General features: G+C 62.4%; 22 protein-coding genes, 1 tRNA gene and 1 pseudogene. 9 read left to right on the top strand and 15 right to left on the bottom strand.

Features of this window, described 5'->3' with window-relative positions; genetic code table 11:
• The first annotated feature begins 186 nt into the window (after positions 1-186).
• From nirB to rraA, 6 genes are all read left to right on the top strand, one after another.
• Positions 187-2,733 (top strand): nitrite reductase large subunit NirB, encoded by a 2,547-nt coding sequence (gene nirB, locus AC1IN8_RS17265; RefSeq protein WP_479759840.1) that lies wholly within the window; start codon positions 187-189, stop codon positions 2,731-2,733.
• Positions 2,734-2,839: 106 nt separating this feature from the next.
• Positions 2,840-3,157 carry a nitrite reductase small subunit NirD gene (gene nirD / locus AC1IN8_RS17270; protein ID WP_323884269.1) on the top strand — a complete coding sequence of 106 codons (318 nt, stop codon included), beginning with the start codon at positions 2,840-2,842 and terminating at the stop codon, positions 3,155-3,157.
• Positions 3,158-3,209: 52 nt separating this feature from the next.
• On the top strand, positions 3,210-4,016 hold the full coding sequence (gene nirC, locus AC1IN8_RS17275) for a nitrite transporter NirC (protein ID WP_479759842.1): 807 nt from the start codon (positions 3,210-3,212) through the stop codon (positions 4,014-4,016).
• Between the two features lie 12 nt (positions 4,017-4,028).
• Positions 4,029-5,435 carry a siroheme synthase CysG gene (gene cysG, locus AC1IN8_RS17280; protein WP_479759843.1) on the top strand — a complete coding sequence of 469 codons (1,407 nt, stop codon included), beginning with the start codon at positions 4,029-4,031 and terminating at the stop codon, positions 5,433-5,435.
• 133 nt (positions 5,436-5,568) lie between these two features.
• Complete coding sequence (gene mgtE / locus AC1IN8_RS17285; RefSeq protein ID WP_202047648.1) at positions 5,569-6,993, top strand: magnesium transporter; 1,425 nt, start codon at positions 5,569-5,571, stop codon at positions 6,991-6,993.
• Between the two features lie 209 nt (positions 6,994-7,202).
• Positions 7,203-7,688, top strand: coding sequence for a ribonuclease E activity regulator RraA (gene rraA / locus AC1IN8_RS17290; RefSeq protein WP_005328442.1), 486 nt, complete (start codon positions 7,203-7,205; stop codon positions 7,686-7,688).
• 272 nt (positions 7,689-7,960) lie between these two features.
• Here the strand turns inward: rraA and AC1IN8_RS17295 are convergent, their stop codons facing one another.
• From AC1IN8_RS17295 to AC1IN8_RS17305, 3 genes are all read right to left on the bottom strand, one after another.
• The gene (locus AC1IN8_RS17295) at positions 7,961-8,635 is read right to left on the bottom strand and encodes a 7-cyano-7-deazaguanine/7-aminomethyl-7-deazaguanine transporter (RefSeq protein WP_247627556.1); all 675 of its coding nucleotides are present in this window, start codon (positions 8,633-8,635) and stop codon (positions 7,961-7,963) included.
• A gap of 105 nt (positions 8,636-8,740) precedes the next feature.
• Complete coding sequence (locus tag AC1IN8_RS17300) at positions 8,741-9,034, bottom strand: DUF3630 family protein (protein WP_479759845.1); 294 nt, start codon at positions 9,032-9,034, stop codon at positions 8,741-8,743.
• A 10-nt stretch (positions 9,035-9,044) separates the two neighbouring features.
• Positions 9,045-10,472, bottom strand: a complete 1,428-nt coding sequence (locus AC1IN8_RS17305) for a protein adenylyltransferase SelO (protein ID WP_479759847.1) — start codon at positions 10,470-10,472, stop codon at positions 9,045-9,047.
• Positions 10,473-10,576: 104 nt separating this feature from the next.
• On the opposite strand from AC1IN8_RS17305, the gene AC1IN8_RS17310 reads away from it, so the two are divergent.
• Complete coding sequence (locus tag AC1IN8_RS17310; RefSeq protein ID WP_139438022.1) at positions 10,577-10,879, top strand: c-type cytochrome; 303 nt, start codon at positions 10,577-10,579, stop codon at positions 10,877-10,879.
• A gap of 51 nt (positions 10,880-10,930) precedes the next feature.
• Here the strand turns inward: AC1IN8_RS17310 and AC1IN8_RS17315 are convergent, their stop codons facing one another.
• From AC1IN8_RS17315 to recQ, 3 genes and pseudogenes are all read right to left on the bottom strand, one after another.
• Positions 10,931-11,041, bottom strand: a complete 111-nt coding sequence (locus AC1IN8_RS17315) for an HRDC domain-containing protein (protein WP_479759850.1) — start codon at positions 11,039-11,041, stop codon at positions 10,931-10,933.
• A pseudogene (locus tag AC1IN8_RS17320) lies at positions 11,032-11,214 on the bottom strand (HRDC domain-containing protein); the annotation flags it as partial. The gene AC1IN8_RS17315 and the pseudogene AC1IN8_RS17320, both read right to left, overlap by 10 nt.
• A gap of 2 nt (positions 11,215-11,216) precedes the next feature.
• Positions 11,217-13,040, bottom strand: coding sequence for an ATP-dependent DNA helicase RecQ (gene recQ / locus AC1IN8_RS17325; protein ID WP_025328715.1), 1,824 nt, complete (start codon positions 13,038-13,040; stop codon positions 11,217-11,219).
• A gap of 133 nt (positions 13,041-13,173) precedes the next feature.
• On the opposite strand from recQ, the gene AC1IN8_RS17330 reads away from it, so the two are divergent.
• Together AC1IN8_RS17330 and AC1IN8_RS17335 are read left to right on the top strand one after the other, a co-directional pair.
• Positions 13,174-13,638 carry a thioesterase family protein gene (locus tag AC1IN8_RS17330; protein ID WP_162519265.1) on the top strand — a complete coding sequence of 155 codons (465 nt, stop codon included), beginning with the start codon at positions 13,174-13,176 and terminating at the stop codon, positions 13,636-13,638.
• 123 nt (positions 13,639-13,761) lie between these two features.
• Positions 13,762-14,289, top strand: a complete 528-nt coding sequence (locus AC1IN8_RS17335) for an AbiTii domain-containing protein (protein ID WP_139438026.1) — start codon at positions 13,762-13,764, stop codon at positions 14,287-14,289.
• A 243-nt stretch (positions 14,290-14,532) separates the two neighbouring features.
• Here the strand turns inward: AC1IN8_RS17335 and AC1IN8_RS17340 are convergent.
• From AC1IN8_RS17340 to AC1IN8_RS17380, 9 genes are all read right to left on the bottom strand, one after another.
• A tRNA-Pro gene (locus tag AC1IN8_RS17340) sits at positions 14,533-14,609 on the bottom strand.
• 141 nt (positions 14,610-14,750) lie between these two features.
• Complete coding sequence (locus AC1IN8_RS17345) at positions 14,751-15,476, bottom strand: MOSC domain-containing protein (protein WP_479759852.1); 726 nt, start codon at positions 15,474-15,476, stop codon at positions 14,751-14,753.
• Between the two features lie 89 nt (positions 15,477-15,565).
• Positions 15,566-16,408, bottom strand: coding sequence for an ABC transporter permease subunit (locus AC1IN8_RS17350; RefSeq protein ID WP_025328719.1), 843 nt, complete (start codon positions 16,406-16,408; stop codon positions 15,566-15,568).
• Positions 16,405-17,310 (bottom strand): ABC transporter permease subunit, encoded by a 906-nt coding sequence (locus tag AC1IN8_RS17355; RefSeq protein ID WP_139438030.1) that lies wholly within the window; start codon positions 17,308-17,310, stop codon positions 16,405-16,407. Before AC1IN8_RS17355 ends, AC1IN8_RS17350 begins: the two co-directional genes overlap by 4 nt.
• Positions 17,307-18,461 (bottom strand): polyamine ABC transporter ATP-binding protein, encoded by a 1,155-nt coding sequence (gene potA, locus AC1IN8_RS17360; RefSeq protein ID WP_005328474.1) that lies wholly within the window; start codon positions 18,459-18,461, stop codon positions 17,307-17,309. The genes AC1IN8_RS17355 and potA overlap by 4 nt, the downstream gene beginning before the upstream one ends.
• 76 nt (positions 18,462-18,537) lie before the next feature.
• Positions 18,538-19,617, bottom strand: a complete 1,080-nt coding sequence (locus AC1IN8_RS17365; RefSeq protein ID WP_282101263.1) for a polyamine ABC transporter substrate-binding protein — start codon at positions 19,615-19,617, stop codon at positions 18,538-18,540.
• 121 nt (positions 19,618-19,738) lie between these two features.
• Entirely contained in the window at positions 19,739-20,836 is a 1,098-nt protein-coding gene (locus AC1IN8_RS17370) for an extracellular solute-binding protein (RefSeq protein WP_139438034.1), read from the bottom strand.
• Between the two features lie 54 nt (positions 20,837-20,890).
• Positions 20,891-22,252 carry an aspartate aminotransferase family protein gene (locus AC1IN8_RS17375; RefSeq protein ID WP_479759855.1) on the bottom strand — a complete coding sequence of 454 codons (1,362 nt, stop codon included), beginning with the start codon at positions 22,250-22,252 and terminating at the stop codon, positions 20,891-20,893.
• Between the two features lie 270 nt (positions 22,253-22,522).
• Positions 22,523-23,854, bottom strand: coding sequence for a glutamine synthetase family protein (locus AC1IN8_RS17380; protein WP_005328484.1), 1,332 nt, complete (start codon positions 23,852-23,854; stop codon positions 22,523-22,525).
• Positions 23,855-24,023 lie beyond the last annotated feature (169 nt).

A 24,023-nucleotide genomic window follows, 5' to 3' on the forward strand; every position in this document is an offset into this window, starting at 1 on the left:
ACCGGGGCCGCGCCGGGCACGGAAACCGTCAACTGGCATACCCATTTATGTATAAGTTTGAATTTCCTCGAATTACCCCTGAGGAGATATATAAATAGACACTTGATTTGCATCAATCGACCGCCCCCGCCGACTCGGTAGCCTAGCCTCAGAATGATGTTTTATTACTCCAAACTTGAGGCAACTATGAGCAAAGTCAGACTGGTCGTTGTGGGCAACGGCATGGTGGGGCACCGCTTCATCGAAGAGCTGATCGAGCGGGCCGACCCGGGCCGCTACGAGATCACCGTCTTCGGTGCAGAACCCCGTCCCGCCTACGATCGTGTCCATCTCTCCTCCTACTTCTCCCACCACACCAGCGAAGATCTCTCCCTCGTCAAACCCGGCTTCTACGACAAGCACGGCATCCGCCTGCTGCTCGGCGAAGCGGTGAAAAAAATCGACAGGGCCAACCGCGAGGTGCACTCCAACAAGGGCACTGTGGTCGAGTACGACAAGCTGGTGCTGGCCACCGGCTCCTACCCCTGGGTGCCGCCCATCCAGGGCAGCCAGCACCACGAGTGCTTCGTCTATCGCACCATCGAGGATCTCAAAGCCATCCGCAGCGCCGCCAGGAGCGGCAAGAGCGGGGTGGTGATCGGGGGCGGCCTGCTTGGCCTCGAAGCCGCCGGCGCCCTCAAGGCGCTGGGTCTCGAGACCCATGTGGTGGAGTTTGCCCCTGTGCTGATGGCCGAGCAGCTCGACGGTCAGGGCGGCCAGCTGCTGCGCCGCAAGATCGAATCCATGGGCGTGCAGGTTCACACCAGCAAGAGCACCAGCGAGATCCTGATGCACGGCGGCCGCGATGCCCAGCATCGCCTCGCCTTCGCCGATGGCAGCCAGCTTGAAGTAGACGTGGTGGTCTTCTCCACCGGCATCCGCCCGCAGGACACCCTGGGCCGTTATTGCGAACTGGCCATAGCCCCGCGTGGCGGCGTACTGATCGACGATCACTGCCTCACCTCAGACCCCGACATCTACGCCATCGGCGAGTGCGCCGCCTGGCAGGGCCGCTTCTTCGGGCTGGTGGCGCCGGGCTACAAGATGGCCCAGATCACCGTCGACCATCTGCTCGGCGGCGACAGCCGTTTCGAGGGGGCGGACATGAGCGCCAAGCTCAAGCTGCTCGGCGTCTCCGTCGGCTCCATCGGTGATGCCCATGGCCGCACCCCGGGCAGCCACAGCTATGTGTTCCAGGACGACCAGGCCGGCGTCTACAAGAAGATAGTGGTGAGCGAAGACAACAGCCGATTGCTCGGCGCCGTGTTGGTCGGTGACGTGGATGACTACGGCAACCTGCTGCAGCTGATGCTCAACGCCATGCCGCTGCCGAGCCACCCGGATACCCTGATCCTGCCTGCCTACGCCGGTGCCAAGCCGACCCTGGGGGTGGATGCCCTGCCCGCCAGCGCCCAGATCTGCTCCTGCTTCGACGTCTCCAAAGGGGACATAGCCCAGGCGGTCGCCGAGGGTCACACCACCCTGGCCGCCATCAAGCAGCACACCAAGGCCGGTACCGGCTGCGGCGGCTGTGTGCCACTCATCAGCCAGGTGCTCAACGCAGAATTAGTGAAGCAGGGCATCGAGGTCAACAACCACCTCTGCGCCCACTTCCCCCACTCCCGTCAGGAGCTGTTCCACCTGGTCAAGGTGGAGGGGATCAGGAGCTTCGACGAGCTGCTGGCCAAACACGGTCAGGGCCATGGCTGCGAGGTGTGCAAACCGACCGTCGGCTCCATCCTCGCCTCCTGCTGGAACGACTATGTGCTGAGCCCGCTCAATACCCAGCTACAGGACACCAACGACATCTTCCTCGGCAACATGCAAAAGGACGGCAGCTACTCCGTCATCCCGCGCATGGCCGGCGGTGAAGTGACGCCGGAAGGGCTGCTGGCGGTGGCCGAAGTGGCCCGCGACTACAAGCTCTACACCAAGATCACCGGCGCCCAGCGCATCGGCCTGTTCGGTGCCCAGAAGGATGATCTGCCCGCCATCTGGCGCAAGCTGCTGGCGGCGGGTTTCGAGACCGGTCAGGCCTACGCCAAGGCGCTGCGCATGGCCAAGACCTGCGTCGGCAGCACCTGGTGCCGCTTCGGCGTGCAGGACAGCGTCGGCCTCGGGGTCTTCCTCGAGAACCGCTACAAGGGCATTCGCACCCCGCACAAGATGAAGTTCGGCGTCTCCGGCTGTACCCGCGAATGTGCGGAAGCCCAGGGCAAGGACGTCGGTATCATCGCCACCGACGCGGGCTGGAACCTCTATGTGGGCGGCAACGGCGGCATGAAGCCGCGTCACGCCGACCTGCTGGCGTCTGACCTCGACCGCGAGACCCTGATCAAGCTGATCGACCGCTTTATGATGTTCTACGTCACCAGCGCCGACAAACTGCAGCGCACCTCGGTCTGGCTCGGCAACCTGGAAGGGGGGATCGACTACCTGCGCGAGGTGATAGTCCACGACAAGCTGGGGCTGGCCGAGACGCTGGAGCGCGACATCCAGCGCCTTATCGACAGCTACGAATGCGAATGGTCGCGCACCCTCAACGAAGAGGAAGCGCTCAAGCGTTTCAGCCACTTCATCAACAGCGACAAGCGCGACCCGGACGTTCAGTTCGTCGCCGAGCGCGACCAGCATCGACCGGCGACCCCGGCCGAGCGCATCCCCGTCTACCAGATCGAGGTGGAGACCAAATGATGATACTTGCCTGCCAACTCAACGACATCCTGCCGGGAACCGGTGTCTGCGCTCTGATCGAGGGGCGCCAGAATATGCCTGTTTCGCTCGATGTGGAGGTTCAATCATGAAATTCGCCTGCCAACTCAGCGACATCCTGCCGGGAACCGGTGTGTGCGCACTCATTGAAGGTCGCCAGATCGCCCTGTTCCGCCCGAGCGCAGCGGACGAGGTGTTCGCCATCGACAACCGGGATCCCTTCTTCGCCGCCAACGTGCTGTCGCGGGGCATTGTTGGTGAACACGAGGGTGAACTCTGGGTCGCCAGCCCGCTCAAGAAGCAGCACTTCCGCCTGCGCGATGGTCACTGCCTCGAGAACGCCGCCATGTCGGTGCAAAGCTACCCCGTTGAAGTACGCGACCAGCAAGTCTGGGTCGCCGTCTAACACCATGCATATCAAGGGCTGCCCGCGGGCGGCCCTCTTGAAGGAAACAAAGATGTATACAGACACCATCAACAAGTGCGCCGCCAACGCGGCCCGCATCAACCGCTTCGAGCGCAGCGACAAGCTCGGCTTCTGGCTCAGCTCCGCCATGGCGGGGGCCTATGTGGGCCTGGGCATCATCCTGATCTTCACCCTCGGCAACCTGGTGGATCCCAGCGTGCGTCCGCTGGTGATGGGGGCCACCTTCGGCATAGCCCTCACCTTAGTTGTCATCGCCGGCTCCGAGCTGTTCACCGGCCACACCATGTTCCTCACCTTCGGGGTGAAGAGCGGCAAGATCACCATGGCCGATCTGCTGCGCATTCTGCCCCAGACCTGGGCCGGCAACCTGCTCGGCTCCATAGCAGTGGCGCTGATCTACTCCTACGGCGGCAGCCTGCTGCCGGACGCGGGCAGCCTGGCCCACAAGGTGGCGCTGGCCAAGACCCAGGCACCGGCCCTGACCCTGTTTATGAAGGGGATGCTGTGCAACTGGCTGGTCTGCCTCGCCATCTGGATGGCGCTGCGCACCGAGGGTGCCGCCAGGTTCATCGCCATCTGGTGGTGCCTGCTGGCCTTCATCGCCTCCGGCTACGAGCACTCGGTCGCCAACATGACCCTGTTCGCCCTCTCCTGGTTTGGTGCCCACTCCGAGGCCTACACCCTGGGCGGCATCGGCCACAACCTGCTGTGGGTGACGCTCGGCAACACCGTCTCCGGCGCCCTCTTCATGGGCCTCGGCTACTGGTATGCCACCCCCAAGGCGGAGCGCCCGGTGGCGGTGAGCGACGCCAGCGCCAGCCAGCGCAAAGCAGCCTAATCAGGAGGCCCCATGGACTACTTGCCCATCTTTTGCCGACTCGACAACAAACCCGTGCTGCTGGTCGGCGGCGGCGAGGTGGCGGAGCGCAAGGCGCGCCTGCTGCTGGATGCCGGTGCCCAGCTCACCGTGGTCGCCCCCGAGCTCGACCCCGAGCTGGCGGAACTGGCTGCCAACGGCAGCATCGAGTGGCTGGCCGGTGAATTTGCATCGGAACAACTGGCGGGCAAGTGGCTGGTGGTGGCCGCCACCGATCGGCGCGAGGTGAATGCGCTGGTCTACCAGAGCGCCAACCGGGCGCGGATCTTTGCCAACGTGGTGGATGACCCGAAGCGCTCCAGCTTCATCATGCCGTCGATCATCGACCGCTCGCCGCTGATGGTGGCCATCTCCTCCGGCGGCAAGGCGCCGGTGCTGGCCCGGCTGTTGCGGGAAAAACTGGAAGCCCTGCTGCCGCAACATCTGGGGGCCGTGGCGACCTTTGCCGGTAGCCTGCGGGAGCGGGTCAAGGCGCGCTTTGCCAGCATGGGGGAGCGGCGCCGCTTCTGGGAGCGGCTGCTCGGGGCGGATCGGCTCGGTCAGGCGCTGGCGCGGGGGGATGGCGCCTCGGCCAACCAGCTCGCCGACAACCTGTTTGCCGACGAGAGCCAGACCGCTGGCGAGGTGGTGCTGGTGGGGGCTGGCCCCGGCGATCCGGGTCTGCTCACCCTGCACGCCCTGCGCCAGATGCAGCAGGCGGATGTGGTGGTCTATGACCGACTGGTCTCGGACGAGGTGATGGCGCTGGTGCGCCGGGACGCCAAGCGTATCTTCGTCGGCAAGCAGGCGGGCAACCACTGCGTGCCCCAGGAGGGGATCAACCAGCTCTTGCTGGAGGAGGCGAAGAAAGGGCAGCGGGTGGTGCGGCTGAAGGGGGGCGACCCCTTCATCTTCGGCCGTGGCGGCGAGGAGCTGGAGACGCTGGTCGGCAGCGGCATCGGCTTTCAGGTGGTGCCGGGGATCACGGCGGCGAGCGGCTGCGCCGCCTACGCCGGTATTCCCCTGACCCACCGCGATCACGCCCAGAGCGTGCGCTTCGTCACCGCCCACGGCAAGGGTGGGGCCCAGGATCTCGACTGGCCCCTGCTGGCCAAAGACAAGCAGACCCTGGTGTTCTATATGGGGCTTTCATCTTGTGCGGTGATCCGTGAGCAACTGCTGGCCCACGGCAAGGGGGGCGACACCCCGGTGGCGCTGATCGAACGCGGCACCCAGCCGAGCCAGCGGGTCATCCGTGGCACCCTGAATGAGCTGCCCGCGCTGGCGGTGGGGGTCGAGAGTCCGGCCCTTATCATGGTGGGATCCGTGGTGACCCTGGCGGACCAGCTCGCCTGGTTCGGGCAAGGATGTGCCGCAGACGCGGCCCTGGCTTCGGCCTGATATCGCTTCATATGCCAACGCCACCTCAGGGTGGCGTTTCTTTTCCTGCATTTACTGTCATAACCTCTTGTTTTGAATTTGGTATCCTATGGAGCAAGGCCATCCGGCCAACCGAATTCAGGAATCTTGCTGCATGTCTCTCCCCCCCAAGAACAGCGCCAAACAGCGTGAACACGACAGAGCCCGCATCCTCACCCTGCTGCTGGCCGACGATGCCCTCACCGACAGCCTGCTCGATCCCCAAGGGGTGCAGGACGCCGAGCTGCGGGATCAGACCAGCGAGCTGACGCGCCTGGTCAACAGCCTGCCGGCCGCCGACGTCGCCGATGCCCTGGAGTCCCTGCCGCCGGACGAGCGCCACGTGCTCTGGCAGCAGGTAGACCCGGAGCGCCACGGCCAGATCCTGGTGGAGGCGTCGGAGACGGTGTGGGACAGCCTGATCAGCGGCATGAGCGACAAGGAGTTGCTGCATGCCCTGCGCACCCTCGACATCGACGACCAGATCTATCTGGGCCAGTACCTGCCCCGCAACCTGATGGGCCGACTGCTCACCTCCATGGCCCCCGACCAGCGCGACCGGGTGCGGGAGGTGATCCGCTACGGCAAACACACGGTCGGCGCCATGATGGACTTCGAGCTGATCACGGTACGGGCCGACATAAGCCTGGCGACTGTGCAGCGCTATCTGCGCCAGCTCGGCAAGATCCCCGCCAACACCGACAAGCTGTTCGTCACCGACAGGCGCAACCGGCTGCAGGGGGAGCTGCCGCTCACCACAGTGCTGCTGCACAGACCCGAGACCCTGGTAGCCGAGGTGATGGAGAAGGATCCGATCACCTTCGATCCGGAAGACAACGACGAGGCGGCCGCCCGTACCTTCGAGCGGGACGATCTCGTCTCCGCCGCCGTGGTGGATGGCAAGGGCAAGCTGATGGGGCGGCTCACCGTCGCCGAAGTGGTGGACCTGGTCTATGAGGAGAGCGACACCGATCTGCGCCGCATGGGGGGGATCAGCGAGGAAGAAGACGTGTTTGCCCCTGTCGCCAAGGCGGTCAAGACCCGCTGGGCCTGGCTCGCCCTCAACCTCTGCACAGCCTTCGTGGCCTCCAGGGTCATAGGCCTGTTCGAGCACAGCATCTCGCAGCTGGTGGCGCTGGCGGCCCTGATGCCCATAGTCGCAGGAATTGGCGGCAACACGGGCAACCAGACCATCACCATGATAGTGCGAGCCCTGGCGCTGCAGCACATCCAGCCGGGCAACGTCTCCTTCCTGCTGTGGCGGGAGCTGGGGGTGGCGCTGATCAACGGCCTGGTGTGGGGCGGCACCATGGGGGTCGCGACCTACTTCCTCTATCAGGATGCGGCCCTGGGCGCCGTCATGACGCTCGCCATGGTGCTGAACCTGCTGGTCGCGGCCCTGATGGGGGTCATCATCCCCATGACCATGAGTCGGCTGGGGCGGGATCCGGCGGTGGGGGCCAGCGTGATGATCACCGCCATCACCGACACCGGCGGCTTCTTCATCTTCCTCGGTCTCGCGACCCTGTTCCTGCTCTAGCCCCAGATGGCAGCCACCAGGGTGCCCGGCATCCTGGTGGCCTCAGACCCCGGCAGGCCCGGAGGGCAGGCCCTTGTCCCACACAGGAATCCGGGGGCGTCGCCGCGACAAAAACGGGGATTACCGCCTCTGGGCAAGGAATAGTCGTTGAAATGCCAACCCCACTCCTTATACTGGATCCACCTGTTTCCAGCGGTGGATCTGACACAATGGAATACAACACTTCAGAACTGTGCGACATCTATCAGGACATGGTGGATGTACTCGAACCCATGCTCTGCTCCTTCGGCGGCCGTGCCTCTTTCGGCGGCGTCATCACCACGGTCAAATGCTTCGAATCGAACGGTCTCATCCGTGAAGTCGTCAAAGAGAACGGCGTCGGCCGCGTGCTGCTGATCGACGGCGGCGGCTCCATGCGCCGGGCCCTGATCGACAGCGAGATCGCCACCACGGCGGCGGAAAACGAGTGGGAAGGCATCGTCTGCTACGGCTGCGTGCGCGAGGTCGACATCCTGGAAGATCTCGACATCGGCATCCAGGCCCTGGCCGCCATCCCGGTCGGTGCCGACCACAAGGATGTGGGAGAGACGGATCTGCCAGTCAACTTCGGCGGTGTCACCTTCCTGCCGGACGATCACCTCTATGCCGACACCACAGGGGTGATCCTCTCCCCCGATGCGCTCGACATCGAATAAGCCGACACAGACTGAAGATGGGAGCCTTGGCTCCCATTTTTTATGGCTGCAACTTGCTGAAAAACAGACAAAAAAAGAGGGCCAGTAAACAACTGGCCCCTTAACTGGAAGCAATGTGAGCAATGTCGTGCCTTCACAAGAAGTCCATCACGTTGGAACGAATGAAGTCTTTCCCGGAAAACAAGGTAACAATAATCATTCTCATTTAACTGTGCAAGCCTTATTTGTAAAAAGTGCAAAAAAAATGACCACCGCTCGGGTGGTCATTCTCGTCAGGCTTGTCGTGTGGCCGTTTGCAGACTGGCCAGGCCGGCCTCCCCCACCAGCTTGCGGCTGAGGTAGCGCAGCAGCACGCCGTAGAGTGGAACAAACAATCCCAGGCTTATCAGCAGCTTGAATACGTAATCCACGGTCGCGATCTCGACCCAGTGCTCGGCCATGAAGGGATCCGTGCTGCGCCAGAAGGCGATGCTGAAGAAGGCTATGGTATCCACCAGGTTGCCAAACAGGGTCGAGGCGGCCGGTGCCACCCACCAGGCCCTGAGCAGCCGCAGGCGGTTGAACACCACCACGTCCATGAACTGGCCCACCAGATAGGCCATAAAGCTGGCCAGGGCGATGCGCGCCACGAAGAGGTTGAACTCCGCCAGGTTGCCCATGCCCTGATAACTGCCTTCGAAGAAGAGCACGGAGAGCACATAGGAAACGGCCAGGGCTGGCAGCATCACGGTCTGGATGATCTTGCGGGCCAGCCCGGCGCCGAAGATCCGCACCGTCAGATCGGTGGCCAGGAAGATGAACGGGAAGCTGAAGGCACCCCAGGTGGTGTGGAAGCCAAAGATGGTGATCGGCAGCTGCACCAGGTAGTTGCTGCTGGCGATGATCAGGATGTGGAACAACGAGAGACGCACCAGCGCCGTCTGGTGCTGAGCAGGGGTCAGATTCATGTTGTGACCTTTTTGGTTAATGGGGTTAGGGAACCCATACCGCCACCATGGCGATAATTGAGGGGCGAGATTATACGCCCCGACGCGGATAGTTCAATCCTTATGCTATGAGGCGGCTGAGTGCTGACGGCCGAGCCAGAGCACCACCTCCCTGTCGTCCGGGTGCGTCGCCTCCAGCCAGCAGCCGCTGTGCTGCTCATACTCCAGCCGCAACCGGCTGCCTTCGAACTCCAGCAGCCAGCTGTGGCGATCCGCTCCCCACTCCCGCTCGAGCGGTATAAGCTCCCACCCCTCGACCAGCTCTTTGGCAAGAGCCGGGAAGCTGTCCCAGTCAAGGCCCGGGCAGGCCAGCAACACCACCCCGGCCTCCCGATCCGTCTGCATGACACGCCAGCTCATCTGTTGTTCCTCAACTGCTGCAAGAGAGCTCGCCACCGCAATACCACTGGGGAACCGGGGTCGCCAGATCCTCGTATTCCGGCTGCTCGTCATAGGGGCGCTGCAGGGCGGCAAACAGCCGCTCGAACGGCGCCATGTTCCCCGTCTCGGCGGCGTCTATCACCTGCTGGGCCAGGGCATTGCGCAGCACGTACTTGGGATTGACGGCATCCATCCGCGCCTTGCGCGCCGCATCCTGGCTCCCTTCACGGGCCAGCCGGGCCCGATAGGCTTCGAGCCACTCCTGCCAGGGGGCCGGGTCCGGCAGCAGCGCCAGCAAAGCGGCGGGCCACTCCCCCTGGGCGGTCAGCTCACCCAGGCGACGCAGGAAGAGGTGATAGTCCACCCGATGTGCCGCCAGCGACTGGAACAGCTGGCGGAACAGGGCAGGATCTTCATCCTCCCAGGTCTCCAGGCCAAGCCGGGCGCGCATCAGTTCGGAGTAGTGCAGCATCAGCTGATGCTCGTACTGGGCCAGGGCCACCGCCAGCGCATCCCCATCGACGTGGCCAGCCAGCGCCTGGGCCAGCTTCTGCAGGTTCCAGTAACCCACCGCCGGCTGCTGATCCAGGGCGTAGCGACCACCCGGATCCGAGTGGTTGCAGACAAAGTCCGGCACGTAGGCATCGATGAAACCGTAGGGGCCGTAATCCAGGGTCAGCCCGAGCAGGGACATGTTGTCTGTGTTCATCACCCCGTGACAGAAGCCCGCCGCCTGCCACTTGGCGATGAGGCGCGCGGTGCGGCGCACCACCTCGGCGAACAGCTCGGCACCGCTTTCCAGTTCGGGAAAGTGGTGACGCAGCAGATAATCGATGAGAGCCGGGATCTTCTCCCCCTGGCCGCTCCAGGCGAAGTACTCGAAGTGACCGAAGCGCAGGTGGCTGGGCGCTGTGCGCAGCACTGTCGCCCCGCTCTCGACCTGCTCCCGGTAGACGGGTTCGTCACTGCCCACCAGCACCAGGGCCCGGGTGGTCGGAATGCCGAGGGCATGGAGCGCCTCTGAGGCGAGGTATTCGCGGATGCTGGAGCGCAGCACGGCGCGGCCGTCGCCGAAGCGGGAAAACGGCGTCTTGCCCGCCCCCTTCAGGTGCAGATCCCAGCGCTGGCCATCCGGCGCCTGCTGCTCCCCCAGCAGCAGGGCGCGGCCATCCCCCAGGCGCGGGCTGTAACCGCCAAACTGATGCCCCGCATAGACCTGGGCCACCGGCTGCATGCCCGGCAACGGCTGCCCCAGTCCGCAGCAAGCGAGCCAGTCTGCCTCGCTCACCTCACCGAGCCCCAGCTCCCCAAGCAGTGCACGGTTCAGATGCAGCAACCTGGGGGCATGCAATGGCTGGGGGACCACGGGCTCGCAGGCCCAGGGCAGTTCGGTGGCGAAAGTGTTGATCAACTTCATGGTGATGGGGGTTGTCCCTGCGTATGCTCGTGTCACTCTTTATACCGCCGTCTGCCCGCACAGGCTAACAGGCGATCGCGCTATTTCATTTCACGGAGAAAACAATGCAAAAATGGATATATGCCCTGCCCCTGCTGGCACTGGCCTGGGGACATCAGGTCAAGGCCGCCGACATCGAAGCGGGCAAGGCCAAGGCTACTGTCTGCGCCGCCTGCCATGGAGTGGATGGCAAGGCGAGTGTCCCCGTCTATCCCCATCTGGCCGGACAGAACTCTGCCTATCTGCTGAAACAGATGAAAGCCTTCAAGGAGGGCAGCCGCACCGAGCCCCTGATGGTCCCCTTCATGGCGATGCTGACCGAGGCGGATATGGAGAACCTGGCGGCCTATTACGCCAGCCTGAAGTAGCCTGGCGGCACCCTATCCCCGATGCGGTCGATTACGCTGCGCTAATCGACCCTAGCGGCGGCAATACTCGATGATAAGGTCCATAAAGGCCTCACCGAAGCGCTCCAGCTTGCGGTGACCGGCGCCGTGGATGGCCAGCATCTCGTCCTCGGTCATCGGCATCGCCGCTGACCCCAGCTCCACCAGGGTCGACCCTGGCGGCGGCAATACTCGATGATAAGGTCCATAAAGGCCTCGCCGAAGCGCTCCAGCTTGCGGTGGCCGACACCGTTGATGGCCAGCATCTCGTCCTCGGTCATCGGCATCGCCGCTGACCCCAGCTCCACCAGGGTCGACCCTAGCGGCGGCAATACTCGATGATAAGGTCCATAAAGGCCTCGCCGAAGCGCTCCAGCTTGCGGTGGCCGACACCGTTGATGGCCAGCATCTCGTCCTCGGTCATGGGCATGAGCTGTGCCATCTCCACCAGGGTGGCGTCGTTGAACACCACGTAGGGCGGCACCTCTTCATCCTCGGCAATCTGCTTGCGCAGGGCCCGCAGCTCCTTGAACAGCCGCTTGTCGTAGTTGGCATTGTCGAGCAGGCCGCTGCGCTTCTCCTTGCGGCTGGAGATGGGCTGCAAGCGCGGCACCGCCAGGGCCAGCGTCGTCTCGCCGCGCAGCACGGGGCGGGCCGCCTCGGTCAGCTGCAGCACCAGGTTGCGGGTGATGTTCTGGGTCAGCAGCCCCTTGTGGATCAGCTGGCGGATCACGCTCATCCAGTATTCGTGGCTCTGATCCTTGCCGATGCCGTAGGTCGACAGCTTGTCGTGGCCATGATCCTTGATGCGCTGGTTGAGCGAGCCCCTGAGCACTTCCACCACATAACCCACCCCGAAGTTCTGCCCCACCCGCCAGACGCAGGAGAGCGCCTTCTGGGCATCTTCGGTGCCGTCATAGCTCTTGGGGGGATCCAGGCAGATGTCGCAGTTGCCGCACGGCTTGTCGTTGTACTCGCCAAAATAGTTGAGCAGCACCTGACGGCGGCAGGTCTGCGCCTCGGCGAAGGCCGCCATCACGTTGAGCTTGTACTGCTCCACCTGCAACTGCTGGGGATTCTCTATGTTGTCGAGCAGGCGTCGCACCCGGCCAATGTCGGCGGGATCGTACAGCAGCAGCGCCTCGGCGGGGGTACCGTCACGGCCGGCACGGCCGGTCTCCTGATAGTAGGATTCGATGTTCTTGGGGATGTCGTAGTGCACCACGAAGCGCACGTTGGGTTTGTCGATCCCCATGCCGAACGCCACCGTCGCCACCACTATCTCGACGTCGTCCTTGAGGAAGGCATCCTGGGTGCGTAACCGCTGATCCAGCGGCAGGCCCGCATGATAGGGCGCCGCCTTGCAGCCGTGGCGGGAGAGCCGCTCTGCGACTTCCTCCACCCGGTTGCGGCTGGAGCAGTAGACGATACCGCAGTTGCCCTTCTGGCTCTGCACATAGCGCAGCAACTGTTCCGCCCCCTTGAACTTCTCCACCAGGCTGTAGCGGATGTTGGGTCTGTCGAAGCTGGCGGTGTGAATGAAGGGATCGTGGAGCTCCAACCGATGCAGCATGTCGCTGCGGGTCGCCTCGTCTGCGGTGGCGGTGAGCGCCACCACGGGCACCTGGGGGAACCACTGCTTGAGCCGCCCCAGCGCCGCGTATTCGGGGCGAAAATCGTGGCCCCACTGGGAGACGCAGTGGGCCTCGTCGATGGCGAACAGCCCGAGGGGCAGCTCCGCCAGTCGATCCAGAAACTCGTGCTGGAGCAGCCGTTCGGGGGAGACATAGACCAGCTTGATCTCGCCGCGGCGCATGGCGGCAAAGTTCTGGATCATCTCCTCCCGGCTCAGGGCCGAGTTGATGTAGACGGCCGCCACACCGTTGGCGCGCAGGCTGTCCACCTGATCCTTCATCAGCGAGATAAGGGGGGAGACCACCACCCCGAGACCGGGCCGCAGCAGGGCCGGGATCTGGTAACAGAGCGACTTGCCGCCACCGGTGGGCTTGAGCACCAGGGCATCGCGCCCCGCCACTATCTGCTCGATGATCTCGAGCTGGCCCGGCCGAAATTGCTGGTAGCCGAAGACCGCCTGCAGCAGGGCAAGGGGGGTATCGGGCAAGGTGTCGGCAATGGCGGTCATGGGCTCTCCTTTGGGGTCGCCATTCTAAAGCAGCCGCCGCCCACAATAAACCTGCCATTGCGACTGTTAAGGAAGTGTTGCAGACTGGCTGGAGTTTTTACTCGGCTTTGATGACAGGGATCGGTATCAGAGAATGAAACAGATGTTGAAGAAGATGGCGCTCAGTGGCATTGCCAACCTGTTCGCCGAGAAGATGCCGTTCAACAAGCTCATCGGCATGCAGGTGACCCACTATGACTTCGAGAAGGTGGAGCTGCGCATCAAGATGGATGACAAGCTGATCGGCAACCCCTTTCACAACATACTGCACGGTGGCGTGACCGCCAGCCTGCTGGACGTGGCGGGCGGCATGATAGTCGCCGCCTCCTGCATCGATGAGCTGGAGGACTTCTCCCCCAGCTACCTCAAGGAGCGCTTCTCCCGCCTCGGCACCATAGACCTGAGGGTCGACTACCTGCGGCCCGGTCGCGGCAACGAGTTCATTGCCACCGCCCACATCATTCGGGCAGGCAGCAAGGTCGCCGTCGCCCGTATGGAACTGCACAACGAAGAGGGGACTCATATCGCCTTTGGTACCGGCACCTACCTGGTCGGCTAATGGCCTTTATTGCATAAAAAGTGCGCTTCTAAGCTGATTTTAATCATTAGAATAGTTACCCCCGCCACCGGTCAGGGTCCATACTGAAAGTCGGGATTGTGTGCAGAGGGAGGATTGCAGACGATGAGCGCGATGCTGGCTACCCAACCATCCAGAGCCTTGTTGACACAGCTCGAGTCCATGCGCGAAGAAGTGCAGACGCCCGAGTGCCGTCACTGGTTGGAACAGGAGCTGGAGGGGTATTCTCTCTGTTCACCCCTGCCTTGGTATCGCATCATTGCCTGTCGGCAACGCGGTCACTTCCTGAATCTGAAGACGGGGAAATATCTGACTTGCCATATCGGCAGCCAAACGCTAAGCCAACGCGACCTGGCCCAAGTTCAGTTCATCTATGCCCGTGAACCCGCCGCCCACTATTTACTGCGTCATGATTCCCATATCGAGCCCTGGCCAGAACAGCTGCTGGAAGCGTATCGAGAGCAGTTGATCCCCGGCCATCTCTGCCTGCAGGCCTGGCACGAGCCCGTGTCTTCTCTGCGGTCACAACTGATGGAGGGAATAGCACATTTCATCAGCGAGTACCCCAAGCATGCGGCTCTGCAAACTCAGCACGGCTTCAAGGCATTGCGGCATCAACACTGGCATATCTGAATCATGCGCCCAGAGCGCAAGGAGGGCACCATCGACAAGACCCACAACGAGATTGCCACAATCTAGAGTGCCGGAGTCAGGATCAGACTCCACCTGTGGGGCCACCGAGCGGTGGCCCTTTTAATGGGTGGCATTCAGTACCAGGCAATCGACCCCATGTACCTCTCCTGCCCGTCTGCCGAGGGCGACCAAGGCAAACGGCCAAATGCGAAAAGGCCGCTCGATGAGCGGCCTTTTCCAATGTGGTCGGTGTGAGAGGATTCGAACCTCCGACCCCTTCGTCCCGAACGAAGTGCGCTACCAAGCTGCGCTACACACCGATGTCTGCGGGGCGAGAATTTACCGAAAGCCCCGACATGACACAAGCCTTTTTTTTGCATCTGCCGTAAAAAAAGGGCTTTACGCTCAATAATCCAGCGTTTCAGGGCGATACGGAGCGCCGGGCTCGCCCAGGTGCTCAGTTACGCCTTTGGCAGCAGCTGAAACTCGGCGGGTCCCAGCAAACGCCGACTCCAATCGGCAACGACCCCGTGCTCCAGCCAGTGGGCCGCATGCTGGCGCCAGTTGGGAGAGAGCGCCGGATTGTCCAGCAGCAGTTGCAGATCCCCTTCGTGACGGGCCTGGTTGAACAGGATGTCGGCGGTGCGCTTCACCGTCAGCTCGGGATAGGGCCTGTCCATCAGCAGCAGTTCATCCACCGGGGCCACACGCCCCTCCTCCAGCACCCGCAGCAGCCAGCCGCAGCGGCCGCTGAGCTGCATCACCTGGGAGAGGTGCGGGTAGCCAAAGCGTTGATTGAGCTTGAAGCAGGGAGATCTTGGCTGACTGATCTGGACCAAGGCGGCACCGAGGCGGTAGACATCGCCGATGCAGGCCTGCGCCTCGGTCAATCCGAGGCCGGAGAGGTTTTCGCCAAAGGCCGCCGGCTGCCAGGAGGCTCGGGGGGCAGGCAGACCCAGCGCGGTTTGCCAGCTCTTCCACCAGGGGTAGTGATCCGCAGGATAGTAATGCAGCGCGCGATCCGGGCCGCCGTGATGGCGCTTGTCGCTCTGCTCATCGCCCTCCAGGCCCGAGAAGCCGCACCACAGGGGATGTCCTGCCTCATGCTTGTCGATGGCACTGACGAGTCCGGGGGCGAGTTCGGCATTCATCTCGGCGCTCTGGCCGATAAAGAGGGAGATCCGCATTCCATTCTCCTGACGGATGAGAGAATGCGGATCTTAGGGGCTGTTGAGCCGTCGACGCAAGCCGCGTGACGGCCTCAACAGCCCCGGGGTCAGGCGACGGCCTGCATCTGGGTGGTCATGGCAATCTCGGCGCGGCGGCGTTTCTCCGCCCTCGCCATCAGATACCAGCTGCCGAAGGTGAACAGCGACACCGACAGCAGGATCAGGCTGGCCACCGCGTTGATCTCGGGTTTCACCCCGAGCCGCACCGCCGAGAACACCTCCATCGGCAGGGTAGTGGAGCCCGGACCCGAGACGAAGCTCGCCAGCACCAGATCATCCAGCGACAGGGCGAACGACATCATGCCCCCCGCCGCCAGCGACGGGGCTATCATCGGGATGGTGATGAGGAAGAACACCTTCCACGGCTTGGCGCCAAGATCCATGGCCGCCTCCTCGATGGAGAGATCCAGCTCCCGCAACCGCGCCGACACCACGATTGCCACATAGGCGGTACAGAAGGTGGTATGCGCAATCCAGATGGTCAGCATGCCCCGCTCGGCGGGCCAGCCCACCAGCTGGGCCATGGCCACGAACAGCAGCAGCAACGACAGACCCGTGATCACCTCTGGCATCACCAGCGGCGCCGTCACCATGCCGCCGAACAGGGTGCGGCCACGGAAGTGCGGGATCCGGGTCAGCACGAAGGCCGCCACTGTCCCCAGCGCCACCGCGGCGATGGCGGTGTAGAAGGCGATCTCCAGGGAGCGGAACACGGAGCCGATCAACTGTTTGTTGTCGAGCAGCCCGAAGTACCACTTGAGGGACCAGCCCCCCCACACAGTCACCAGCTTGGAGGCGTTGAAGGAGTAGATGACCATGATGATCATGGGCAGGTAGATGAACAGCAGCCCCAGCCAGAGCATCAGCTTGGCAAAACCAAAGCGCCTCATACTTTCCCCTCCAGCTCTTTGGCCTGGTTGCGGTTGAACAGGATGATCGGAATGATCAGCACCGCCAGCATCACCACTGCCAGGGCGGACGCCACCGGCCAGTCACGGTTGTTGAAGAACTCCTGCCACAACACCTTGCCGATCATCAGGGTCTCGGGGCCGCCCAGCATCTCGGGGATGACGAACTCGCCCACCACGGGAATGAAGACCAGCATGCAACCGGCGATGATGCCGTTCTTGGAGAGCGGCACAGTGATCTGCCAGAACCGGGTCAGGTTGCGGGCGCCGAGATCAGAGGCCGCCTCCAGCAGGCTCTGATCGTGCTTGACCAGGTTGGCGTAGAGCGGCAGCACCATGAACGGCAGGTAGGAGTAAACGATGCCGATGTAGACCGCCAGGTTGGTGTTGAGGATCTGCAAGGGCTCGTCTATCACCCCTATCCCCAGCAAGACGCTGTTGAGCAGGCCGTTGTTGCTGAGGATGCCCATCCAGGCGTAGACCCGGATCAGGATGGCGGTCCAGGTCGGCATCATGATCAGCAGCAGCAGAACTGTCTGGGTCTCCTTGTTGGCCCGCGCGATGGAGTAGGCCATGGGATAGCCGATCAGCAGGCAGAGCAGGGTGCTGATGAAGGCCATCTTGAGGGAGCCCAGATAGGCCGCGATATAGAGCTCATCCTCCTGCAGCAGCAGGTAGTTGCCCATGTTGAGCAGTATGGTGAGCTGATTGTCGGCCCAGCTCATCACGTCGGTGTAGGGCGGGATCGCCACATCCGCTTCGGCGAAGCTGATCTTCACCACTATGACGAAGGGCAGCAGGAAGAACAGGAACAGCCAGAAGAAGGGGATGCCGATCACCAGCTGGCGTCCCCCCATCTGCTTGAGTCGTCTCAATGCCTTCATGATTGCAGCACCACGCCGCTGTCATCTTCCCAGTAGAGGAACACCTGGTCATCCCAGGTTGGCCGCTTGCCGTGGCGTTCGGCATTGGCGATGAAAGCCTGAACGATTTTGCCCGAGGGCAGCTGGATGTGATAAACCGAGTGGCCGCCCAGATAGGCGATGTCATAGACCTCACCCTTGGTCCAGTTGAAGTCCGGATGCTCGATCTCCTCCGGCTTGTGCAGGCTCATCAGCAATTTTTCCGGCCGCAGGGCGTAGGTCACCTTCTTGTTCTCGGCGCGGGAGCTGATGCCGTGACCCACGTAGATGGGCTGCTCCAGATCCGCGCAGGCGATGGTGGCGTGGTCCTGCTCATCTTCCACCAGCAGGCCGTCGAACAGGTTGACGTTGCCGATGAACTCGCACACCAGCCGGCTGGCCGGGGTTTCGTAGATGTCCATCGGGCTGCCGATCTGCTCGATGCAGCCGAGGTGCATGATGGCGATCCGCTCCGCCATGGTCATGGCCTCTTCCTGATCGTGGGTCACCATGACGCAGGTTACGCCGACTCGCTCGATGATCTCCACCAGCTCCAGCTGCATCTTGGAGCGCAGCTTCTTGTCCAGCGCCCCCATGGGCTCATCCAGCAGCAGCAGCTTGGGGCGCTTGGCCAGCGACCGGGCCAGGGCGACCCGCTGGCGCTGACCGCCTGAGAGCTGGTGCGGCTTGCGACGGGCATACTGGGTCATCTGCACCAGCTTGAGCATCTCCTCCACCCGGGCGTCGACCTCTGCCTTGGGCAGGCCATCCTGCTTGAGGCCGAAGGCGATGTTCTGCGCCACCGTCATGTGGGGAAACAGGGCGTAGGACTGGAACATCATGTTGATGGGACGTTCGTAGGGCGGCATGTCGGTAATGTCGACCCCATCCAGGAACAGCCGCCCCTCGGTGGGGCGCTCGAACCCGGCCAGCATCCGCAGCAAGGTGGACTTGCCGGAACCTGAACCACCCAGCAGGGCGAAGATCTCGCCCTTGTGGATGTTGAGAGACACGTTATCGACCGCCAGCGTTTCGTCGAACTGCTTGCTTACCCTGTCTATTTTGACCAGCACTTCTTTACGCTGCTGGCTGCCCTCGAGGGCTTTCTTGTAGGCACTGGAGGCTATCGCCATTACCAAACTCCCAAAGGTGATACCGGCCGGGGCCGATCCATCAATACAATCTGGCGCCCCGGGATGGGCGCCAAGGTTAGGTTCCGGACTTGATCTTGGTCCAACTCCGGGTGATCAGGCGCTGCACCGAGCGGGGATGTGCTTCCTGCACATACAGACGCTCCAGCACCGCCTGGGGGGGATAGACTGACTCGTCATCGCGCACGGCCTTGTCCATGAACTCTCCCGCCTTGAGGTTCGGGTTAGCGTAGCCCACGTAGTCGCTCACCTTGGCGATGACTTCAGGTTCGAGAATGTAGTTGATCAGGGCGTGAGCCTCTTTGACGTTGGTGGCATCGGAGGGGATCGCCATCATGTCGAACCACAGATTGCCCCCCTCCTTGGGGATGCTGTAGGCAATCTTGATCCCCTTGCCCGCCTCGTCGGCCCGGGCCGCCGCCTGCAGTATGTCACCGGAGAACCCCGCCGCCACACAGATGTCGCCATTGGCGAGATCCCCTATGTACTTGGAGGAGTGGAAGTAGGTCACATAGGGCCGCACCTTGAGCAGTTGCTCCTCGGCACGCTTGAGATCCGCAGGATCGTGGCTGTTGGGATTGAGGCCGAGGTAGTTCAGGGCAGCCGGGATCATCTCGTCCGCCGAGTCGAGGAAGGCCACCCCGCAGTGGGAGAGCTTCTTCATGTTTTCCGGCTCGAAGATGGTCGCCCAGGAGTCAATCTTGTCGACCCCCAGCACGGCCTTCACCTTCTCGACGTTGTAACCGATGCCGTTGGTGCCCCACAGATAGGGCACGGCGTACTGATGGCCCGGATCCACCTTGTCGAGCTGCTTGAGCAGCAGGGGATCCAGGTTGCTCAGGTTGGGCAGCAGGGCGGGATCCAGCTTCTGGAAGGCCCCCGCCTTGATCTGCTTGGCCAGGAAATTGTTGGAAGGCACGACCAGATCGTAACCGGTGCGTCCGGTCAGCAGCTTGCCCTCCAGCGTCTCGTTGGAGTCAAACACGTCGTAGACGGTCTTGATCCCGGTCTTCTGCTGAAAGTCACTGAGGGTGGTCTCGCCGATATAATCGGACCAGTTGTAAAAATGAACCACAGGGGCTGCCTGGGTCAGATTTGCAAACCCCAGGGTCAGGGCCAGCGTTGCCATCTTGGTCATGTGCACGTATCAGTCCTCGTTTGTGTGATTTTGCCAGTCGCGCATCCATACGCGCCGTCCAACCTGTCGGGTGGTCACCACCCTCCCGGCCGAACTGCGGACCGGGAGGGGTACTCGTCACTTACTTACCTGATTTGATCTTGGTCCAGCTGCGGGTCATCAGACGCTGCACCTTGGCCGGCAGATCCGGGAAGGTGTAGATCTTCTTGAGGGTGTCCGCCGTCGGGTAGATGCCCGGATCGTTGCGGATCGCCTCGTCCACCAGCGGAGTCGCCGCCTTGTTGCCGTTCGGGAACTGCACCACGTTGGTAATGTTCGCGATCACTTCCGGCTTCATCAGGTAGTTGATGAAGGTGTGGGCTGCCTCGACGTTCTTGGCATCCGCCGGGATGGCGATCATGTCGAAGAAGCTGCCGGCCCCCTCTTTCGGAATGGTGTAAGTCAGGCTGACACCGTTCTTGGCTTCGGCGGCACGTGCCTTGGACTGCTGCAGGTCACCTGAGTAACCCACTGCCACGCACAGGTTGCCGTTGGCCAGATCCGAAATGTACTTGGAGGAGTGGAAGTAGGCGGTATAGGGGCGGATGGAGAGGAACAGCTCCTCTGCCTTCTTCAACTCGTCCGGCTTCTGGCTATCCGGCTTGAAGCCCAGGTATTGCAGGGCGGCCGGCAGCATTTCGGTCGGCGAGTCGAGGAAGGAGACACCGCACTCCTTCAACTTGGCCATGTTCTCCGGCTTGAACACCAGATCCCAGGAGTTGACCGGCGCATCGGCACCCAGCACGGCCTTCACCTTCTCGGCGTTGTAGGCGTAGCCAATGGTGCCCCACAGGTAAGGGATGGAGTACTGGTTGCCCGGATCGCTCGGTTCGAGCGCCTTGAGCAGATCGACATCCATGTTCTGCCAGTTGGAGAGTTTGGACTTGTCCAGCTTCTGGAAGACGCCTGCCTTGATCTGCTTGGCCAGGAAGGGGTTGGACGGGACGACGATGTCATAACCCGAACTGCCCGCCAGCAACTTGGCTTCCAGCACCTCGTTGCTGTCAAACACGTCGTACACCACCTTGATGCCCGTCTCCTTCTGGAAGTTTTCCAGCGTATCCGGCGCTATGTAGTCGCTCCAGTTGTAGACGTGCAGCACCTTCTCGTCGGCCATCGCCCCGGTACTCATCATGACCAGCGCCACGGAAGCAGCCATCATTCCCTTTTTAAAAGACATAGTCCTTGTCTCCTAAGCAAATTGTATGCGTAAGCCAATCTGCCCGGTTTCAGCCTATTCCTGCAGCTTTGCAGCCGTCAGATCCAGACTGAGCCTGGCCAGTTTGACCAATTCATCCACCTGTTCCTCGGTGATCACCAAGGGGGGCGATATGATCATGGTATCGCCGACAGCCCTCATCACCAAGCCATTGTTAAAACAGAACTCCCGACAGGTCATCCCGGCGTGCAGTTCGGCCGGGAAACGACGTTTCGTCTGTTTGTCCTGGACTATTTCCAGCGCGGCAACCAGGCCTTTACCCCGGGTTTCTCCCACCAGCGGGTGATCGGCAAGCTCGCTCCAGCGGCGCTGCAAATAGGGGCCGATACTATCATGAACGCGCTTAACTATGCTCTCACTTTGCATAAGCTGGATGTTGGCGATGGCCACGGCGCAGGCCACCGGATGACCGGAATAGGTGAAGCCGTGGTTGAACTCGCCCCCCTCCTCCACCAGCACCCTGGCGACCCTGTCCCCCACCATCACGGCCCCCATCGGCAGGTAGCCCGAGGTGATGCCCTTGGCCAGACACATGAGGTCAGGCTTGATGCCGAACCCTTCGCTGGCAAACCAGTGACCGGTGCGGCCGAAACCGCAGATCACCTCGTCGGCGATGAGCAGGATGCCGTACTTGTCGCAGATACGCTGGATCTCTGGCCAGTAGCTATCGGGCGGAATGATGACGCCGCCGGCCCCCTGGATAGGCTCGCCGATGAAGGCGGCCACCTTGTCCACCCCCAGTTTCAGGATCTTCTCTTCCAGCTGGCGGGCACGGGCCAGGCCGAACTCGTGGGCGCTCATGCCCTCCCCCTCGCCGAAGTGATAGGGCTGATCGATGTGGACTATGCCGGGAATGGGCAGGCCACCCTGGGCGTGCATGCCCTTCATGCCCCCCAGACTGGCGCCCGCCACCGTGGAGCCGTGATAGGCATTGTGGCGGCTGATGATCACCTGCTTGTCAGGCTGCCCCTTGCTGGCCCAGTAGTGACGCACCATGCGCAGCACGGTGTCGTTGCACTCCGAGCCCGAGCCGGTGAAGAAGACGTGGTTGAGATGAGGGGGCGTGATCTCGGCCAGCAGGGTCGCCAGTTCGGCGGCGGGGGGATGGCTGGTCTGGAAGAAGAGGTTGTAGTAGGGCAACTGCTGCATCTGTCTGGTGGCAGCATCCACCAGCTCCTGGCGGCCATAACCCAGGTTGACGCACCACAGGCCCGCCATCCCGTCCAGGATACGGCGCCCGTCGGAGTCTTCCAGATAGACCCCCTCGGCCTTGGTGATGATGCGGCTGCCCTTCTTGTTCAGGGCCTGAAAGTCGGTAAAGGGATGCAGGTGGTGGCTGGCATCCAGTTGCTGCCACTCGCGGGTGGTCTGCTTCATTGCTTGCTCCTCGGTTCCTTCGATGTAAGCGATGTTTATTCGTCAATGTCGAGGGCGGCTGGCACTCTCCCGGTCACTGCTACTCACGGGCGGAATGCTGCGTTGCCTGCTCCTCGGTTCCTTCGATGTAAGCGATCGTCGTGCAGGCATCCATGGGCTGGCCCACGGGCACGGTGCGGCCGCGAGCGGGCGCCATCGGCCGCCCCTCACGAGCCAGTGCCATCTTGCTTTGAGAGTGACGGGAGAGGCCTGCGCCCCTCCCGGGACGGGTCAGACGTTCAGCAGCAGGAATTCCCGTTCCCAGCGGCTGATCACCCCGAAGTAGGTCTCGTACTCCTTGCGCTTGACCGCGACGAAGGCGCGGATGAAGCGCTCCCCCAGCATGTCCTTGATGGGTTCGCACTGCTCCAGATGGCTGAGCGACTCCTCCAGGGAACGGGGCAGGCTGTAGGGCAGGTCATAGGCACTCGCCTTCATCTCCTGCATGGGCTCCAGCTTCTCCAGCATGCCGAGGTAGCCGCAGGCCAGGGTCGCCGCCAGCGCCAGATAGGGGTTGGCGTCGGCACCGGCGAAGCGGTTCTCGACCCGGCGCGCGCTCGGCTCGGAGAAGGGCACCCGCAGGCCGCAGGTGCGGTTTTCCACGCCCCACTGCACGTTGCGCGGCGCGCTCTCGCCGAAGGTGAGGCGACGGTAGGAGTTGACATTCGGCGCCAGCAGGGCGGTGACCGCCGGGGTGTACTTCTGCAGGCCAGCGATGAAGTGCATGAACAGGGCGGAGTTGCCACCCTCGCTGGTGCCAAACAGGTTGCGCCCCTCGGCATCTTCCAGGCTCTGGTGGATGTGCATGGCGGAGCCCGGCTCGTCGCTCATGGGCTTGGCCATGAAGGTGGCATAGATGCCGTGACGGTGGGCCGCTTCCCGCATGGTGCGCTTGAACAGGAACACCTGGTCGGCGAGATCGATGGCGTCACCGTGCAGGAAGTTGATCTCCATCTGGGCGGCGCCGGACTCGTGGATCAGGGTGTCCACCTCCAGCTCCTGGGCCTCGCAGTAGTCGTACATGTCCTCGAAGATGGGATCGAATTCGTTGACCGCATCTATGCTGAACGACTGGCGCGCCGTCTCGGGGCGGCCGTTGCGGCCCACCGGCGGCACCAGCGGATAGTCGGGGTCTTCGTTGCGCTTGACCAGATAGAATTCGAGCTCGGGGGCCACCACCGGCTTCCAGCCCTGCTTCTCGTAAAATGACAGGACCCGGCGCAGCACGGAGCGCGGCGCTATGTCGATCAGCTTGCCATTGATGTCGAAACAGTCGTGAATCACCTGAGCCGTGGGCTCCAGTGCCCAGGGCACGAAACGAATGGTGTTGGGATCGGGATAGAGCTGCATGTCCCGCTCCAGCGGGTCGATCATGCTGTCGTCATCCGGGTACTCGCCGGTCACCGTCTGGGTGAAGATGACCTCGGGCAGCCGCATGCCCCCTTCGCGCAGAAACTTGTTGGCTGGAATGATCTTGCCTCGGGCATTGCCGGTGAAATCCGGGAACAGGCACTCCACTTCCGTGATGCGATTGCTCTCCATCCAGCCCTTGATACTGTCCATGTTAAACCCCGACTCTACGGTTGTCATTGGCAAGGGTGTCTAATATAAGGAACACCCTTGTTAAGAAAATGTAATCGACATCACCATAAAAGCCCGTGATAAAGGCCTTTGTCAAGCAGTGGTGTTTAAAAAACTATAAACAACGGCCGGTATAATGACCAATGCGGCA

The organism is Aeromonas sp. 130281, from assembly GCF_056642115.1.

Coding starts and splice junctions, on each gene's coding strand:
- nirB (WP_479759840.1), top strand. CDS start 187: ATGAGCAAAGTCAGACTGGTCGTTGTGGGCAACGGCATGGTGGGGCAC.
- nirD (WP_323884269.1), top strand. CDS start 2,840: ATGAAATTCGCCTGCCAACTCAGCGACATCCTGCCGGGAACCGGTGTG.
- nirC (WP_479759842.1), top strand. CDS start 3,210: ATGTATACAGACACCATCAACAAGTGCGCCGCCAACGCGGCCCGCATC.
- cysG (WP_479759843.1), top strand. CDS start 4,029: ATGGACTACTTGCCCATCTTTTGCCGACTCGACAACAAACCCGTGCTG.
- mgtE (WP_202047648.1), top strand. CDS start 5,569: ATGTCTCTCCCCCCCAAGAACAGCGCCAAACAGCGTGAACACGACAGA.
- rraA (WP_005328442.1), top strand. CDS start 7,203: ATGGAATACAACACTTCAGAACTGTGCGACATCTATCAGGACATGGTG.
- AC1IN8_RS17295 (WP_247627556.1), bottom strand. CDS start 8,635: ATGAATCTGACCCCTGCTCAGCACCAGACGGCGCTGGTGCGTCTCTCG.
- AC1IN8_RS17300 (WP_479759845.1), bottom strand. CDS start 9,034: ATGAGCTGGCGTGTCATGCAGACGGATCGGGAGGCCGGGGTGGTGTTG.
- AC1IN8_RS17305 (WP_479759847.1), bottom strand. CDS start 10,472: ATGAAGTTGATCAACACTTTCGCCACCGAACTGCCCTGGGCCTGCGAG.
- AC1IN8_RS17310 (WP_139438022.1), top strand. CDS start 10,577: ATGCAAAAATGGATATATGCCCTGCCCCTGCTGGCACTGGCCTGGGGA.
- AC1IN8_RS17315 (WP_479759850.1), bottom strand. CDS start 11,041: ATGCCGATGACCGAGGACGAGATGCTGGCCATCCACGGCGCCGGTCAC.
- recQ (WP_025328715.1), bottom strand. CDS start 13,040: ATGACCGCCATTGCCGACACCTTGCCCGATACCCCCCTTGCCCTGCTG.
- AC1IN8_RS17330 (WP_162519265.1), top strand. CDS start 13,174: ATGAAACAGATGTTGAAGAAGATGGCGCTCAGTGGCATTGCCAACCTG.
- AC1IN8_RS17335 (WP_139438026.1), top strand. CDS start 13,762: ATGAGCGCGATGCTGGCTACCCAACCATCCAGAGCCTTGTTGACACAG.
- AC1IN8_RS17345 (WP_479759852.1), bottom strand. CDS start 15,476: ATGCGGATCTCCCTCTTTATCGGCCAGAGCGCCGAGATGAATGCCGAA.
- AC1IN8_RS17350 (WP_025328719.1), bottom strand. CDS start 16,408: ATGAGGCGCTTTGGTTTTGCCAAGCTGATGCTCTGGCTGGGGCTGCTG.
- AC1IN8_RS17355 (WP_139438030.1), bottom strand. CDS start 17,310: ATGAAGGCATTGAGACGACTCAAGCAGATGGGGGGACGCCAGCTGGTG.
- potA (WP_005328474.1), bottom strand. CDS start 18,461: ATGGCGATAGCCTCCAGTGCCTACAAGAAAGCCCTCGAGGGCAGCCAG.
- AC1IN8_RS17365 (WP_282101263.1), bottom strand. CDS start 19,617: ATGACCAAGATGGCAACGCTGGCCCTGACCCTGGGGTTTGCAAATCTG.
- AC1IN8_RS17370 (WP_139438034.1), bottom strand. CDS start 20,836: ATGTCTTTTAAAAAGGGAATGATGGCTGCTTCCGTGGCGCTGGTCATG.
- AC1IN8_RS17375 (WP_479759855.1), bottom strand. CDS start 22,252: ATGAAGCAGACCACCCGCGAGTGGCAGCAACTGGATGCCAGCCACCAC.
- AC1IN8_RS17380 (WP_005328484.1), bottom strand. CDS start 23,854: ATGGACAGTATCAAGGGCTGGATGGAGAGCAATCGCATCACGGAAGTG.